Below are 12,723 nucleotides of genomic sequence, written 5' to 3'. Positions count from 1 at the left end.
GCGACAAGGAGACACCGTGGAACGTCGTAAATTTCTGCAGGGCGCCGGCATGGCCGGCATTCTCGCCGCCGGCACCGCACCGGCCATCGTCAACGCTCAGCAGCAGATCCGCTGGCGCCTGGCCTCCAGCTTTCCGAAGTCCCTGGACACCGTGTTCGGTGCAAGCGAGGCATTCGCCAAGTACGTTTCCGATGCAACCGGCGGCAAGTTCGTGATCTCGGTGCACCCGGCGGGCGAACTCGTACCCGCCTTCGGCGTGGTCGATGCCGTGCAGCAGGGCACCATCGAGTGCGCACACACCGCGCCCTACTACTTCTTCGGCAAGGACGAGACCTTCGCCTTCGACTGCACCATCCCCTTCGGCATGACCTCGCGCGCGATGAGCGCGTGGATGTTCGAAGGCAACGGCCTCAAGCTGATGCGCGAGTTCTACGCCCAGTTCAACATCGTGAACTTCCCCTGCGGCAACACCGGCGCGCAGATGGGCGGCTGGTTCCGCAAGGAGATCAAGTCGGTCAAGGACGTCGAGGGCCTGAAGATGCGCATCGGCGGCTTCGGCGGCCGTGTGCTCGCCAAGCTCGGTGCGGTGCCGCAGAACATCCCCGCCGGCGAGATCTACCAGTCGCTGGAGAAAGGCACGATCGACGCCGCGGAATGGATCGGTCCTTACGACGACCTCAAGCTCGGCCTGCACAAGGTGGCGCAGAACTACTACTTCCCGGCGTGGTGGGAAGGCAGCACCCAGTTCTCGGTATATATCAACGACAAGCAGTGGAATGGCCTGTCGGCCGAGTACAAGGCGATCGTCGAGCAGGCCTCGCGCGCCGCGCACGTCACCTGCCAGGCGCGCTACGACGCCCGCAACCCGAGCGCGCTCAAGCAGCTGATCGCGGAAGGCGCCAAGCTGTCGCGCTTCCCGAAGGACTTCATGGACGCCGCGTTCAAGGCCTCGCGCGAGGTCTATGCAGAACTGAACGAGAAGAACGCCAACTGGAAGAAGGTCTACCCCGACTACAGCCGCTTCCTCGCCGACCAGGTGCAGTGGGAGTCGGTCGCAGAAGGCAACTACGCGCAATACCTGGCTTCGCAGAAGCTGTGACGATCGGATGTCCGGGCGCAGCTGCTTGCGTTCCGGACATCGCTCGCGGCACCCCCGCCCCCTCCCTCACGCCGAGCGAAGCCCTGGCCCCGCTCGGCATTTTTGTGCACGCAAGCCTCGAGGCGAGCCAAATGGACACCCTCCTCCGAATTTCACACGGCATCGATGCCGTAAGCCGATTCTTCGGCAAGTTCATCATCTGGCTCGTGCTCGCCGCCGCGCTGATCAGCGCCGGAAACGCCGTCGCGCGCAAGGCCTTCAACATCGGCTCGAACGCTTTCCTCGAGATCCAGTGGTATCTCTTCGGCGCGGTCTTCCTGCTCGGCGCCGGCTACACCTTCCTGCAGAACGCCCACGTCCGCATCGACGTGCTCGCGAGCAAGCTGTCGATGCGCACGCGGATGGTCATCGACATCGCCGGAATCATCGTGTTTCTGCTGCCGCTGTGCTGGTTCATGATCCAGTTCGCGTGGCCGGTGGTGGTGGGCGCCTACGCTTCGGGAGAGATGTCGTCGAACGCCGGCGGCCTGATCCGCTGGCCGGTGTATGCCCTGGTGCCGTTCGGCTTCGCGCTGCTCGGCCTGCAGGCGATCTCGGAGCTGATCAAGCGCTTCGCCTTCCTGCAGGGCAAGGCGCCCAACCCGCTGCTGCACGGTGCGCACGAGAGCAACGAGGCGCACGACGCCGAACACGCCCAACCCAATCATGACGACGCCGGCGAGGTGCGGAAATGATCGAACTCTTCACCGCCCACGCTCCCGAACTGATGTTCGGGTCGCTGCTGCTCTTCCTGCTCACCGGCTTCCCGGTCGCCTTCGCCCTCGCCGCCTGCGGGCTGCTGTTCGGCTTCATCGGCGTCGAGATCGGCCTGTTGTCGCCCAGCATCTTCCAGGCGCTGCCGCTGCGCGTCTTCGGCATCATCCAGAACGACACCCTGCTCGCGATTCCCTTCTTCACGCTGATGGGCCTGGTGCTCGAACGCAGCGGCATGGCCGAGGAGCTGCTCGACACCGTCGGCCAGGTGTTCGGGCCGATCCGCGGCGGGCTCGCGCTGGCGGTGATCTTCGTCGGCGCCCTGCTCGCGGCGACCACCGGCGTGGTCGCCGCCGCGGTGATCTCGATGGGCCTGATCTCGCTGCCGATCATGCTGCGCTACGGCTACAGCCCTGCGATCGCGAGCGGCGCGATCACCGCCTCGGGCACGCTGGCGCAGATCGTGCCCCCCTCGCTGGTGCTGATCGTGATCGCCGACCAGCTGGGCCGCAGCGTCGGCGACCTCTACAAGGGCGCCTTCATCCCGGCCTTCATGCTGATCGGCCTGTATGTGCTGTTCATCATCGGCCTGGCGATCTTCAAGCCTGCCATGGTCCCCGCCCTGCCGCCCGAGGCGCGCACCTACCGCGAGCCGGACGGCAGCTCGGGCATGCGCTCGCTCGGCGTGTTCACCGTATTCGTCACCGTCGTCGCGGTCACCTTCGGCATGTACTACGGCGAGATCCTGTCCGCCCTCAAGGGCGCCGAGGTCAAGCCGGCGATGGACGAGACCATCGTCGTGGCACTCACCGGCGGCACCCTGTTCGCCTTCGTCGCCGCGATGATCAACAAGCTCACCGGCATGGGCCTGCTGTCGCGCATCACCGAGCGCGTGACCTTCGTGCTCATTCCGCCGCTGGCGCTGATCTTCCTCGTGCTCGGAACCATCTTCCTCGGCGTGGCCACCCCGACCGAGGGCGGCGCGATGGGCGCGGTGGGCGGCATGATCATGGCGTTCTCGCGCGGCAAGCTCGACATGGCGCTGCTCAAGCACGGCCTCGAAGCCACCGCGCGGCTGTCGTGCTTCGTGCTGTTCATCCTCATCGGCTCGACGATCTTCAGCTTCACCTTCACCGCGGTCGATGGTCCGATCTGGGTCGAGCACCTGTTCGACAAGCTGCCCGGCGGCGAGATCGGCTTCCTGGTGTTCGTGAACACGGTGATCTTCTTCCTCGGCTTCTTCATCGACTTCTTCGAGATCGCCTTCATCCTGATCCCGCTGCTGGCGCCGGTCGCCGACAAGCTGGGCATCGACCTGGTGTGGTTCGGCGTGCTGCTGGCGATGAACCTGCAGACCTCCTTCCTGACCCCGCCCTTCGGCTTCGCGCTGTTCTATCTGCGCAGCGTGGCGCCGGCGAAGGACTACCTCGACCGCGTGACGAAGAAGCGCGTGGCCGGCGTCAAGACGATGGACATCTACGCCGGCTCGATCCCCTTCGTGCTGATGCAGATCGTCATGGTGGTGGCCTTGATCGCGTTCCCGGGCCTGGTGACCTTCACGCTGGACAAGAAGATGGAGGTCGACCTCGACACCATCGAGATCAAGGTCGACGGTGGCGGCGACGGTGGCGGCTGGGGCGCGCAGCAGTCCGACAGCTGGGGTGGCGGGGCATCGCCTGCGGAACCCCCCGGCAGCGCAGCGCCGGAGGGCAGCGGCACGCCCCCTTCAGGAGAGCCCGCAGCGGCCGCAGGCAACGAGGGCTACGGCACGCAGCAGCGCGGCTGGTAAGGCCGCCGCCTCCCTGCCGGCGGCGGGCGTCCGACGGGCGCCCGCCGCTTTTTCGTGCATCGCCGCATGCTAGAATCGCGCGTCCGAATCCCCTCGATTCCGCCCAACCCCATCCGGTAAGCAGACGCCATGTTCTCTTCGCAAGACACCCTCGCCAAAGTCGATCCCGAGCTGTGGTCCGCCATCCAGGCCGAAAACAAGCGCCAGGAAGACCACATCGAACTGATCGCCTCCGAAAACTACGTCTCCCACGCGGTGATGGAAGCCCAAGGCTCCCAGCTCACCAACAAGTACGCCGAGGGTTACCCGGGCAAGCGCTACTACGGCGGCTGCGAACACGTCGACATCGCCGAGCAGCTGGCCATCGACCGCCTCAAGGCGCTGTTCGGCGCCGAGGCCGCCAACGTGCAGCCGAACTCCGGCTCGCAGGCCAACCAGGCCGTGCTGATGGCCTTCGCCAAGCCGGGCGACACCATCATGGGCATGAGCCTGGCCGAAGGCGGCCACCTCACCCACGGCATGCCGCTGAACATGTCCGGCAAGTGGTTCAACGTGGTCGCCTACGGTCTCGACGCCAAGGAAGAGATCGACTACGACAAGATGGAAGCGCTGGCGCGCGAGCACAAGCCGAAGATCATCATCGCGGGCGCCTCGGCCTACGCGCTGCGCATCGACTTCGAGCGCTTCGCGAAGATCGCCAAGGAAGTCGGCGCGATCTTCTGGGTCGACATGGCGCACTACGCCGGCCTCATCGCCGCGGGCTTCTACCCCAACCCGGTGCCGCACGCCGACGTCGTCACCTCGACCACCCACAAGACCCTGCGCGGCCCGCGCGGCGGCATCATCCTGATGAAGGCCGAGCACGAGAAGGCGCTCAACTCGGCGATCTTCCCCGGCCTGCAGGGCGGCCCGCTGATGCACGTCATCGCGGCCAAGGCGGTGGCCTTCAAGGAGGCGGCCTCGCCCGCGTTCCGCGACTACCAGGAGCAGGTGATCGCCAACGCCCGCGTGATGGCACGCGTGCTGTCCGAGGAGCGCGGCCTGCGCATCGTCTCCGGCCGCACCGAGAGCCACGTCTTCCTGGTCGACCTGCGCAACAAGAAGATCACCGGCAAGGCCGCCGAGGCGGTGCTGGGCAGCGCCCACATCACGGTGAACAAGAACTCGATCCCGAATGACCCCGAGAAGCCCTTCACCACCTCGGGCATCCGCCTCGGCTCGCCGGCGATGACCACGCGCGGCTTCACCGAGATCGAGGCCGAGAAGATCGCCCACCTGATCGCCGACGTGCTCGACGCACCGCAGGACGAGACGGTGATCGCGCGCGTGCGCGGCCAGGTGGCCGAGCTGTGCGCGAAGTTCCCGGTCTACGGCAAGTAAGCCGTTCGGGCGGAGCGGGCGCCGCAATGGCACCCGCCCCGCCCGGCGCCGCCTTCCGGCCATGAAATGCCCCTTCTGCGCTGACCCCAACACCCAGGTCACCGACACGCGCGAGAACGAGGACGGCGATGTCGTCCGGCGTCGCCGTCGCTGCGTCAAGTGCGACAAGCGCTTCACCACGTATGAGCGCATCGACCTCAAGATGCCTCACATCGTCAAGCGCAACGGCAACCGCACCGAGTTCGACCACGCCAAGCTCGCCGGCAGCATGAAGCTGGCGCTACGCAAGCGCCCGGTCACCATCGAGGCCATCGACGCTGCGGTGGACCGCATCGAGGCGCGCCTGCTCGCCATGGGCGAACAGGAAGTCCCGAGCGAGAAGATCGGCGAGCTGGTCATGAAGGAACTCAAGAAGCTCGACAAGGTGGCCTACATCCGCTTCGCGTCGGTGTATCGCAACTTCGCCGACGTCGACGAGTTCGCCGAGGTGATCCGCGAGGTGCAGACGCGCCCGCGGCGCGGCAAGGCCGACAAGGGCGGAGCGGACCCCGGACATGACCTTTTCGGCGGCTGACCACGCCGCCATGGCGCGCGCGCTGCAGCTCGCCGCCCGCGGCCTCGACACCACCTCGCCCAACCCGCGCGTGGGCTGTGTGATCGTGCGCGACGGCACGACCGTCGGCGAGGGCTGGCACGCGCGCGCCGGCGAGGCCCACGCCGAAGTCCACGCGCTGCGCCAGGCCGGAGCGGCTGCGCGCGGTGCCACCGCCTACGTCACTCTGGAGCCGTGCTCGCACTTCGGCCGCACCCCACCCTGCGCCGACGCGCTGATCGAGGCCGGCGTGGCGCGCGTGATCGCCGCCATGGAAGACCCCAACCCGCTCGTCGCCGGGCGCGGTCTCGCCCGCCTGCGCGCTTCCGGCATCGCCGCCGCGCACGGCCTGCTCGCCGAGGCGGCGCAAGAGCTCAACATCGGCTTCGTTTCACGCATGACGCGCGGTCGGCCCTGGGTGCGGCTCAAGGTCGCCGGCACGCTCGACGGCAAGAGCGCGCTCGACAACGGCGTCAGCCAGTGGATCACCGGCCCGGCCGCACGCCGCGACGGCCACCGCTGGCGCGCGCGCGCATGCGCGATCCTGACCGGCATCGGCACGGTGCGCGAGGACGATCCGCAACTCGGCGTGCGCGACGTGCCCTGCGAACGCCAGCCGCTGCGCATCCTGGTCGATGCGCGCCTGGAGGTGTCGCCGCAGGCCCGCATCCTGCAGGGCGAACCCATCCTGATCGCCACCGGCAGCACGGATCAAGCCCGCATCGACATGCTGCGCGCGGCCGGCCACGAGATCGTCTTCGTGCCCAACGCGGCCGGCAAGGTGGATCTGGGTGCGCTGCTGCGCCTGCTGGGCGAGCGCGGCATCAACGAGCTGCACGTCGAGGCCGGCTTCAAGCTCAACGGCTCGCTGCTGCGCGAGGGCTGCGTGGACGAGCTGCTGATCTACCTGGCGCCGATGCTGGTCGGCGACGCCGCGCAGGGGCTCTTCAACCTGCCCGCGCTCACCCGCCTGGAAGGCGCCACAAGGCTGGACATCCGCGACCTGCGCCGCATCGGCCCCGACCTGCGCCTGATCGCGCGACCGCTAGCGCAGGGCTGATTCCACCGCTCCGGCGCATCGCGCCGTCCCGCACACCGCGCAGCCGGGGTCGCGCCCGAGCGCGACACTGCGCCATTCCATCGACAAGCCGTCGAGCAGCAGCAAGCGGCCGTCGAGCGTGCGCCCGCAACCAATGAGGACCTTGAGCGCCTCGGCAGCCTGGATGGTGCCGACGATGCCGACGATGGGGGCGAACACGCCCATCACCGCACAGCGCACCTCCTCGATGTCCTCGCCTTCCGGGAACAGGCAGTGGTAGCAGCCGCTGTCGGGCTTGCGCAGGTCGAACACCGAGACCTGACCGTCGAAGCGGATCGCCGCGCCCGACACCAGCGGCTTGCGGTGCTTCACGCAGGCGCGATTGATGGCGTGGCGGGTGGCGAAGTTGTCGGTGCAGTCGAGCACCACGTCGGCGCGCCCCACCTCGGCCTCGAGTGCCTCGCCCTCCAGGCGCGCCTGGATCGGCTCGAGCCGGGTCTGCGGGTTGAGCCGGTGCAGCGTGGCACGTGCCGAGGCGACCTTGGGCAGGCCGACCATGTCGGCCGAGTGCATGATCTGGCGCTGCAGGTTGGTGAGATCGACCGTATCGTGGTCGGCGAGCACGAGGGTGCCGACCCCGGCGGCGGCAAGGTACATCGCCGCGGGCGAGCCCAGCCCGCCCGCGCCGACCACCAGCGCGCGCCCATCGAGCAGGGCCTGCTGGCCTTCGACGTCGATCTCGGGCAGCAGGATGTGGCGGCTGTAGCGCAGCAGCTGGTCGTCGTTCATCGCCCGATTACTTGTATTCGCGCAGTTCGAGCGGGGTGTCGTCGTGGTCGCCATGCACGTGGTGGTCCCAGGCCTGGATGTAGACCTCGTTGGACTGCTTGATCAGGCGTTCGGGCGACAGCAGGTTGTGGCGCTGGGTCTCCTCGCTGAAATACACGAGTGCCCGCACCAGCTTGATGTAGAGCGAATTCTCCAGCGCAAAGCCGGCCTCGCGCAGCGCGTCCTCGAGCGACTCGAGCGAATAGTCGAGCACCGAGTAGCGCACCACGATTCCCAGCGGATCGTCGGTGCGCTCGAGCTGCAGGCCCTTGAGCAGTTGCAGCGACTTCCAGGCGCGCTCCACCTGCCCGGGCGGGAGCGGCTTGAAGCGGATCTCGCGATGCTTGTGGATATCGGCGCCCGGCAAGGGCCGGTCGTGATGCCGGCCCGCCAGCTTGTAGGCAGTTTCCCTGCGCATGATCGTCCCCCCGGCCGGACTCCCGGCTTACTGTTTCGCCGCCGCAGGCTGCGCGGCCCCGGCCGCCGCGGCCTGTCCCCCGGCCGCTTCGGCCTCGACGGCCGGCGCGGCGTGGGCGATGTCCTCGCCCTTGAGCAGGCGGATCGCCTGCTTGAGCTGGTGGTCGTTGTCGCCCGCGAGCTCGAAGCGCGCGGTCTCGGCCGCGGTTTCTTCTGCCGGCGCGCCGTCCGCCTTGCCGGCAGCGGCCTTCGCGGCCTCCACGGCGCCCTTGTCGTTCTCGAGATGCCCCAGCAGATCGGCCTCGCGCACGCGGCGGCCGGACCCGTTGGCGGTCTCCTCGACGACGATGTCGGGCGCGATGCCCTTGGCCTGGATCGAGCGCCCGCTCGGCGTGTAGTAGCGTGCGGTGGTGAGCTTGATCGCGGTGTTGTTGTTGAGCGGCAGGATGGTCTGCACCGAGCCCTTGCCGAAGGTCTGCGTGCCGATCACCCTGGCGCGCTTGTGATCCTGCAGCGCGCCGGCGACGATCTCCGAGGCCGAGGCCGAGCCCGCGTTCACCAGCACCACCATCGGCACGTCGCGCGCATAGGCCGGCAGGCGGCGCAGGAAGTCGTCGCGGGTGCCGCGCAGGTAGTCGGCCTGGATGGCGCGGTACTCGCGCTTGGCGTCCTCGGTGCGGCCGTCGGTGCTCACCACGAGGGTCTCTTCGGGCAGGAAGGCCGCCGACACGCCCACGGCGCCGTGCAGCAGGCCGCCAGGGTCGTTGCGCAGGTCGAGTACCAGGCCCTGCACCGGGCCCTGAGCGCCGAGCTTGGCCAGGTGCTCGACCACCGACGCGGCGGTGTTCTCCTGGAACTGCGCGATGCGCAGGTAGGCGTAGCCGGGCTCCACCACCTTGGACTTGACGCTCTGCACCTTGATGACTTCGCGCGTCAGCTTGATCACGATCGGCTGCGACTGCCCCTTGCGCATGATCGTGAGGATGATGTCGGTGCGCGGCTTGCCGCGCATGCGCTTGACCGCGTCGTTGAGGCTCATGCCCTTGACCGGGGTGTCGTCCAGCTTGACGATCAGGTCGCCCGCCAGCACACCGGCGCGGAAGGCCGGAGTATCCTCGATCGGCGAGATCACCTTGACGAAGCCGTCTTCCATGCCGACCTCGATGCCGAGACCGCCGAATTCGCCCTGGGTGCCGACCTGGAGGTCCTTGAAGGCCTCGGCGTCGAGATAGGCGGAGTGCGGATCCAGCCCGGAGAGCATGCCGCTGATCGAGTCGGTGATCAGCTTCTTGTCCTCCACCGGCTCGACGTAGCCTTGCTTGATCGCGTTGAAGACGTCGGCATAGGCGCGCAACTCGTCGACCGGCAGCGGCAGGGGCGCGCTGCGGTCGGCGTTGGCGGAGAAATTGAGGCTGATCATGATCCCGGCCACCATGCCGGTCATGACGAGGCCGAACTGTTTCAGCTTGCTGCTGCGCATGAGAACTCCAGTAGTGCGCCGACCGCCCCGGTCGGCCGTCCCGTCTAGTTGAGCCGCATCCATTGCATCGGATCGAGCGGCTGCCCCTGGTGACGGATCTCGAAGTATAAACCCGAATCGTTGCCCACCCCGGCGGCGCCCACGCTGGCGATCGGCTCGCCACCGCCGACGCGATCGCCCACTTCCTTGAGCAGGGAATCGTTGTTGCCGTAGATGGTCAGGTAGTCGCTGCCGTGGTCGACGATGATGAGGTTGCCGTACCCGCGCAACCAGTCCGAGAAGACCACTTCCCCGCCGGCCACCGAACGCACTTCGGCACCGTTGCCGGCGCGGATGAACACGCCCTTCCAGGTGGTTCCACCCTCCGCCCTTGGAGCACCAAAGCGGCCCACGAGTTCTCCGCGCACCGGAAAGCGCAGCTGCCCACGCAGCTGGTTGAAGCGCACGCCGGTGGGCGTGGCACTGGCGGCGTCGCGGACCTCGCCGACCACCGGCTCGGGGCGCTGCGCACGCTCCACCCGTGCCGGCGGCGGCGCCTCGAGGCGTGGCACCGGCGCCGGCTCCGCGCGCGCTGCGGTCTCGCCACGCTGTTCGTGCTCGGCGCGTGCCCGCGCCGCACGGCGCTCCGCCTCGCGCTGCGCGGCTTCGCGACGTTCGGCCTCGCGCTGCGCGGCGGCGCGGCGTTCGGCCTCGCGCTGCTCCGCTTCACGGCGTGCGGCCTCGCGCGCGGCGGCGAGGCGGGCGCGGCGAGCGAGGGTCTCGATGAGCTTGCCGAGACGCTGTTCGTCCTGCTGCAGCGCATCGACCTCGCTCTTCTTCGCCTGCAGCTCGCGGCTCACCTCGGCGAGCGCGGCCTTGCGCCGCGACTGCTCGGTCTGCAGCTGCTGCTGGCGGTCGCGCTGCTCGCTCTCGAGCGTGGCGAGACGATCGCGGCGGGCGCTGATCTCGTCGGCGCGGCGCCGGGTCTCGGAGAGGTCGGTGCGCAGGCCTTCGATGAGCTCCAGGCGGGCGCGACCAAGGTGCTCCAGGTAGTGCGCGTCGCGCGCGAGCTGGTTGGGGTCGCGTGCCGACAGCAGCGGCGCCACACCGTCGGCCGCGCCATGCACGTAGTGGCGACGCACCCAGTCGGCGAGCTCACCGCGGCGGGCGTCGATGCGCGCGGCGGTCTCGCGCTGCTCGCCTTCGAGCACCGCGAGCCGCTTCTCGGCATTCCTGCGCTCGCCCTCGATGCGGGCGAGCTCGCGTACGGCGCGCGACACCGAACGCTCGGAGTCGACCAGCGCCTTCTGCGCGCTGGTGCGATCGGCCTCCGCCTTCGCCATCTCCTCCTGCAACTCGCGGATACGCTGCTTGAGCTCGTCGAGGTCGGAGCGCCGCTCGGCGATCTCGCCGCCGGCCTGGGCGAAGGCCGGGCCGGGCACGACAAGGAGGGCGGCGAGCGCGGCGATGCACGCGCCTGCGATCGGCGACTTCAGGCTTCTGGGCGACAACGGGGTGGGATCCGCGGAGAGTTGCGAGGGGCGAGCAATGCTGGACGGGGGCGAGGACGGAGGGCAGTCGGACAAGGGACCCGATGCGGTGAAGGGTGCGCGAGGCGGCGGCTCGTGACCGGCACGCGGCCGCTCGGACGCGAGATCTCTCATGCATCGGGACAACGCGTTATTTTATACTAGCGCTTTGGTTCTGCCGGCCCCATCGTGGACAAAGACGCAATCACCACCCTGATCGACAAGCACGAACACATCGAGACCGCCGCCCGCGCGCTCAAGGCGATCGCGCATCCCCTGCGCCTGAAGATCCTCTGTGTGCTCGGCAGCGGCGAAGAATGCGTGCAGGACATCGTCGACGCGGTGGGAACCTCGCAGAGCAACATCTCCCAGCATCTCGCCATCCTGCGCGACAAGGGTGTGCTGCAGACGCGCAAGGACGCCAACCGCGTCTATTACCGCGTCGGCGACGAGCGCACCCTGCAGCTGATCGTGCTGATGCGCGAGGTCTTCTGCGCCGACGACGACGCCGAACGCTGACCCCCCAACCCCGCAACCGGAGCATCCCCTTCGTGGAATTCCTGCAACACAACTGGTACTGGGCGGCGCTCGCCGCCGCCTCGGGCACCTGGCTGATGGTCGAACTCGTGCGCAGCCGCGGCGACGACACCCAGCTCTCGCCCGTGGAGGCGACCCTCCTCGTCAACCGCGAGGACGCGATCGTCATCGACGTGCGCGAGCAGGGCGAGTACGCCCAGGGCCACATCCCCAACGCGCGCCACATCCCCGCCGGCGAGATCGAGCGCCGCGGCAAGGAGATGGAAAAGTGGAAGGACCACCCGGTCATCCTTTGCTGCACCACCGGCGCGCGCTCGAACAGCGCCGCAGGCGCGCTGCGCAAGGCCGGATTCAACCGCATCTACAACCTGCGCGGCGGCATGATGGAGTGGCAGAAGGCGGGGCAGCCCGTCAGCCGCAAGAGGAAGTGAGCATGCAGCCTCCGATCCGCATGTACGCGACCGCCACCTGCCCCTACTGCATCCGCGCCGAGCAATTGCTGCTCGACAAGGGCGTGGTCGGGCTGGACAAGATCCGCGTCGATCTCGACCCCTCGCGTCGCGAGGAGATGATGAAGCTGAGCGGACGCCGCACCGTTCCGCAGATCTTCATCGGCGACTACCATGTGGGCGGCTGCGACGATCTCCTCGCCCTCGAGCGCGGCGGCAGGCTCGCTGCGCTGCTGCGCGGCGAGAGCGCCTGAGCGCGGGTTCGTACCCGCGGCACGCGAGACGCCCCCGCCCCCCCATCTCCGACGCTCCCCGCCGAGCATCCTTTTTCCCCGCGGCCGCAGGCGCGGCCGTACCCACCCAAACCGGAACCCGATTCATGAGCGAAAACACCCAACCCGTCTTCTCGATCGAAAAACTCTACGTCAAGGACCTCTCGGTCGAGGTGCCGGGTGCCCCGCAGATCTTCCTCGAGCGCGAGACCCCGCAGGTGAACGTGCAACTGCGTACCGAAGGCCAGGTGGTCGAGGAAGGCGTGTACGAAGTCACCCTGACCGTCACCGTCAACGCCCGCATCGGCGAGGAACGCAACCTCTTCCTGGTCGAGGTCGCGCAGGCCGGCATCTTCCAGATCCGCAACCTCCCCGAGGGTGAGCTGGAGCCGGTGATGATGATCGGCTGCCCCAACATCCTCTTCCCCTACGCCCGCGAGGCGGTGTCGGACGCGGTCACCCGTGCCGGTTTCCAGCCGGTGCTGCTTTCGCCGGTCAATTTCGAATCGCTCTACCAGGCGCAACGCCAGCAGGCCATCGAGCAGGCGAACGGCGAAGTTCCCATCCAGTGAGGCGTCCC

The 12,723-nt window shown here is 68.3% G+C and carries 14 protein-coding genes; 10 read left to right on the top strand and 4 right to left on the bottom strand.

All coding sequences use genetic code 11. The annotated features are described in order from the left end of the window. Positions 1–16: 16 nt before the first annotated feature. From TMZ1T_RS07655 to ribD, 6 genes are all read left to right on the top strand, one after another. A complete protein-coding gene (locus TMZ1T_RS07655; protein WP_012585079.1) occupies positions 17–1,099 on the top strand; it encodes a TRAP transporter substrate-binding protein in 1,083 nt (360 codons plus the stop codon). Between the two features lie 131 nt (positions 1,100–1,230). Further along, entirely contained in the window at positions 1,231–1,833 is a 603-nt protein-coding gene (locus tag TMZ1T_RS07650; protein WP_012585078.1) for a TRAP transporter small permease subunit, read from the top strand. Beyond that, a complete protein-coding gene (locus TMZ1T_RS07645; protein WP_012585077.1) occupies positions 1,830–3,641 on the top strand; it encodes a TRAP transporter large permease in 1,812 nt (603 codons plus the stop codon). Before TMZ1T_RS07650 ends, TMZ1T_RS07645 begins: the two co-directional genes overlap by 4 nt. A gap of 129 nt (positions 3,642–3,770) precedes the next feature. Further along, the gene (gene glyA, locus TMZ1T_RS07640) at positions 3,771–5,021 is read left to right on the top strand and encodes a serine hydroxymethyltransferase (protein ID WP_012585076.1); all 1,251 of its coding nucleotides are present in this window, start codon (positions 3,771–3,773) and stop codon (positions 5,019–5,021) included. Between the two features lie 61 nt (positions 5,022–5,082). After that, positions 5,083–5,595, top strand: coding sequence for a transcriptional regulator NrdR (nrdR, locus tag TMZ1T_RS07635; RefSeq protein WP_004313518.1), 513 nt, complete (start codon positions 5,083–5,085; stop codon positions 5,593–5,595). Beyond that, positions 5,576–6,673 carry a bifunctional diaminohydroxyphosphoribosylaminopyrimidine deaminase/5-amino-6-(5-phosphoribosylamino)uracil reductase RibD gene (gene ribD / locus TMZ1T_RS07630; protein WP_004313516.1) on the top strand — a complete coding sequence of 366 codons (1,098 nt, stop codon included), beginning with the start codon at positions 5,576–5,578 and terminating at the stop codon, positions 6,671–6,673. The genes nrdR and ribD overlap by 20 nt, the downstream gene beginning before the upstream one ends. On the opposite strand, the gene TMZ1T_RS07625 is transcribed toward ribD, so the two are convergent. The 4 genes from TMZ1T_RS07625 to TMZ1T_RS07610 are packed head-to-tail and all read right to left on the bottom strand — an operon-like array spanning position 6,659 to position 10,867. Beyond that, positions 6,659–7,441 (bottom strand): HesA/MoeB/ThiF family protein, encoded by a 783-nt coding sequence (locus tag TMZ1T_RS07625; RefSeq protein WP_012585075.1) that lies wholly within the window; start codon positions 7,439–7,441, stop codon positions 6,659–6,661. The genes ribD and TMZ1T_RS07625 overlap by 15 nt on opposite strands. Before the next feature lie 7 nt (positions 7,442–7,448). After that, positions 7,449–7,898, bottom strand: coding sequence for a hypothetical protein (locus TMZ1T_RS07620; RefSeq protein WP_004313512.1), 450 nt, complete (start codon positions 7,896–7,898; stop codon positions 7,449–7,451). A gap of 27 nt (positions 7,899–7,925) precedes the next feature. Next, the gene (locus tag TMZ1T_RS07615; RefSeq protein ID WP_004313510.1) at positions 7,926–9,377 is read right to left on the bottom strand and encodes a S41 family peptidase; all 1,452 of its coding nucleotides are present in this window, start codon (positions 9,375–9,377) and stop codon (positions 7,926–7,928) included. A 44-nt stretch (positions 9,378–9,421) separates the two neighbouring features. Beyond that, the gene (locus TMZ1T_RS07610) at positions 9,422–10,867 is read right to left on the bottom strand and encodes a murein hydrolase activator EnvC family protein (RefSeq protein WP_012585074.1); all 1,446 of its coding nucleotides are present in this window, start codon (positions 10,865–10,867) and stop codon (positions 9,422–9,424) included. A 207-nt stretch (positions 10,868–11,074) separates the two neighbouring features. Between TMZ1T_RS07610 and TMZ1T_RS07605 the strand changes: the two genes are divergently transcribed. The 4 genes from TMZ1T_RS07605 (at position 11,075) to secB (ending at position 12,715) form a co-directional block, all read left to right on the top strand. Further along, complete coding sequence (locus TMZ1T_RS07605) at positions 11,075–11,404, top strand: ArsR/SmtB family transcription factor (protein ID WP_004326027.1); 330 nt, start codon at positions 11,075–11,077, stop codon at positions 11,402–11,404. A gap of 32 nt (positions 11,405–11,436) precedes the next feature. Next, positions 11,437–11,853: a rhodanese-like domain-containing protein gene (locus TMZ1T_RS07600; RefSeq protein ID WP_004326028.1), complete on the top strand. Its 417-nt coding sequence runs from the start codon at positions 11,437–11,439 to the stop codon at positions 11,851–11,853. Positions 11,854–11,855: 2 nt separating this feature from the next. Then, entirely contained in the window at positions 11,856–12,125 is a 270-nt protein-coding gene (gene grxC, locus TMZ1T_RS07595) for a glutaredoxin 3 (protein ID WP_004326029.1), read from the top strand. Positions 12,126–12,250: 125 nt separating this feature from the next. Then, the gene (gene secB / locus TMZ1T_RS07590) at positions 12,251–12,715 is read left to right on the top strand and encodes a protein-export chaperone SecB (RefSeq protein ID WP_004326030.1); all 465 of its coding nucleotides are present in this window, start codon (positions 12,251–12,253) and stop codon (positions 12,713–12,715) included. Positions 12,716–12,723 lie beyond the last annotated feature (8 nt).

Source organism: Thauera aminoaromatica (genome assembly GCF_000021765.1).
In the GTDB taxonomy this organism is placed as follows: domain Bacteria; phylum Pseudomonadota; class Gammaproteobacteria; order Burkholderiales; family Rhodocyclaceae; genus Thauera; species Thauera aminoaromatica.
The sequence above is the reverse complement of the archived record's forward strand: the minus strand, read 5'-3'. Positions and strand labels throughout refer to the sequence as shown.

Excerpts from the sequence above, each read along its gene's own strand:
- TMZ1T_RS07620 (WP_004313512.1), bottom strand. The coding sequence starts at position 7,898 with ATGCGCAGGGAAACTGCCTACAAGCTGGCGGGCCGGCATCACGACCGG.
- TMZ1T_RS07615 (WP_004313510.1), bottom strand. The coding sequence starts at position 9,377 with ATGCGCAGCAGCAAGCTGAAACAGTTCGGCCTCGTCATGACCGGCATG.
- grxC (WP_004326029.1), top strand. The coding sequence starts at position 11,856 with ATGCAGCCTCCGATCCGCATGTACGCGACCGCCACCTGCCCCTACTGC.
- secB (WP_004326030.1), top strand. The coding sequence starts at position 12,251 with ATGAGCGAAAACACCCAACCCGTCTTCTCGATCGAAAAACTCTACGTC.
- TMZ1T_RS07645 (WP_012585077.1), top strand. The coding sequence starts at position 1,830 with ATGATCGAACTCTTCACCGCCCACGCTCCCGAACTGATGTTCGGGTCG.
- glyA (WP_012585076.1), top strand. The coding sequence starts at position 3,771 with ATGTTCTCTTCGCAAGACACCCTCGCCAAAGTCGATCCCGAGCTGTGG.
- TMZ1T_RS07650 (WP_012585078.1), top strand. The coding sequence starts at position 1,231 with ATGGACACCCTCCTCCGAATTTCACACGGCATCGATGCCGTAAGCCGA.
- TMZ1T_RS07625 (WP_012585075.1), bottom strand. The coding sequence starts at position 7,441 with ATGAACGACGACCAGCTGCTGCGCTACAGCCGCCACATCCTGCTGCCC.
- ribD (WP_004313516.1), top strand. The coding sequence starts at position 5,576 with ATGACCTTTTCGGCGGCTGACCACGCCGCCATGGCGCGCGCGCTGCAG.
- nrdR (WP_004313518.1), top strand. The coding sequence starts at position 5,083 with ATGAAATGCCCCTTCTGCGCTGACCCCAACACCCAGGTCACCGACACG.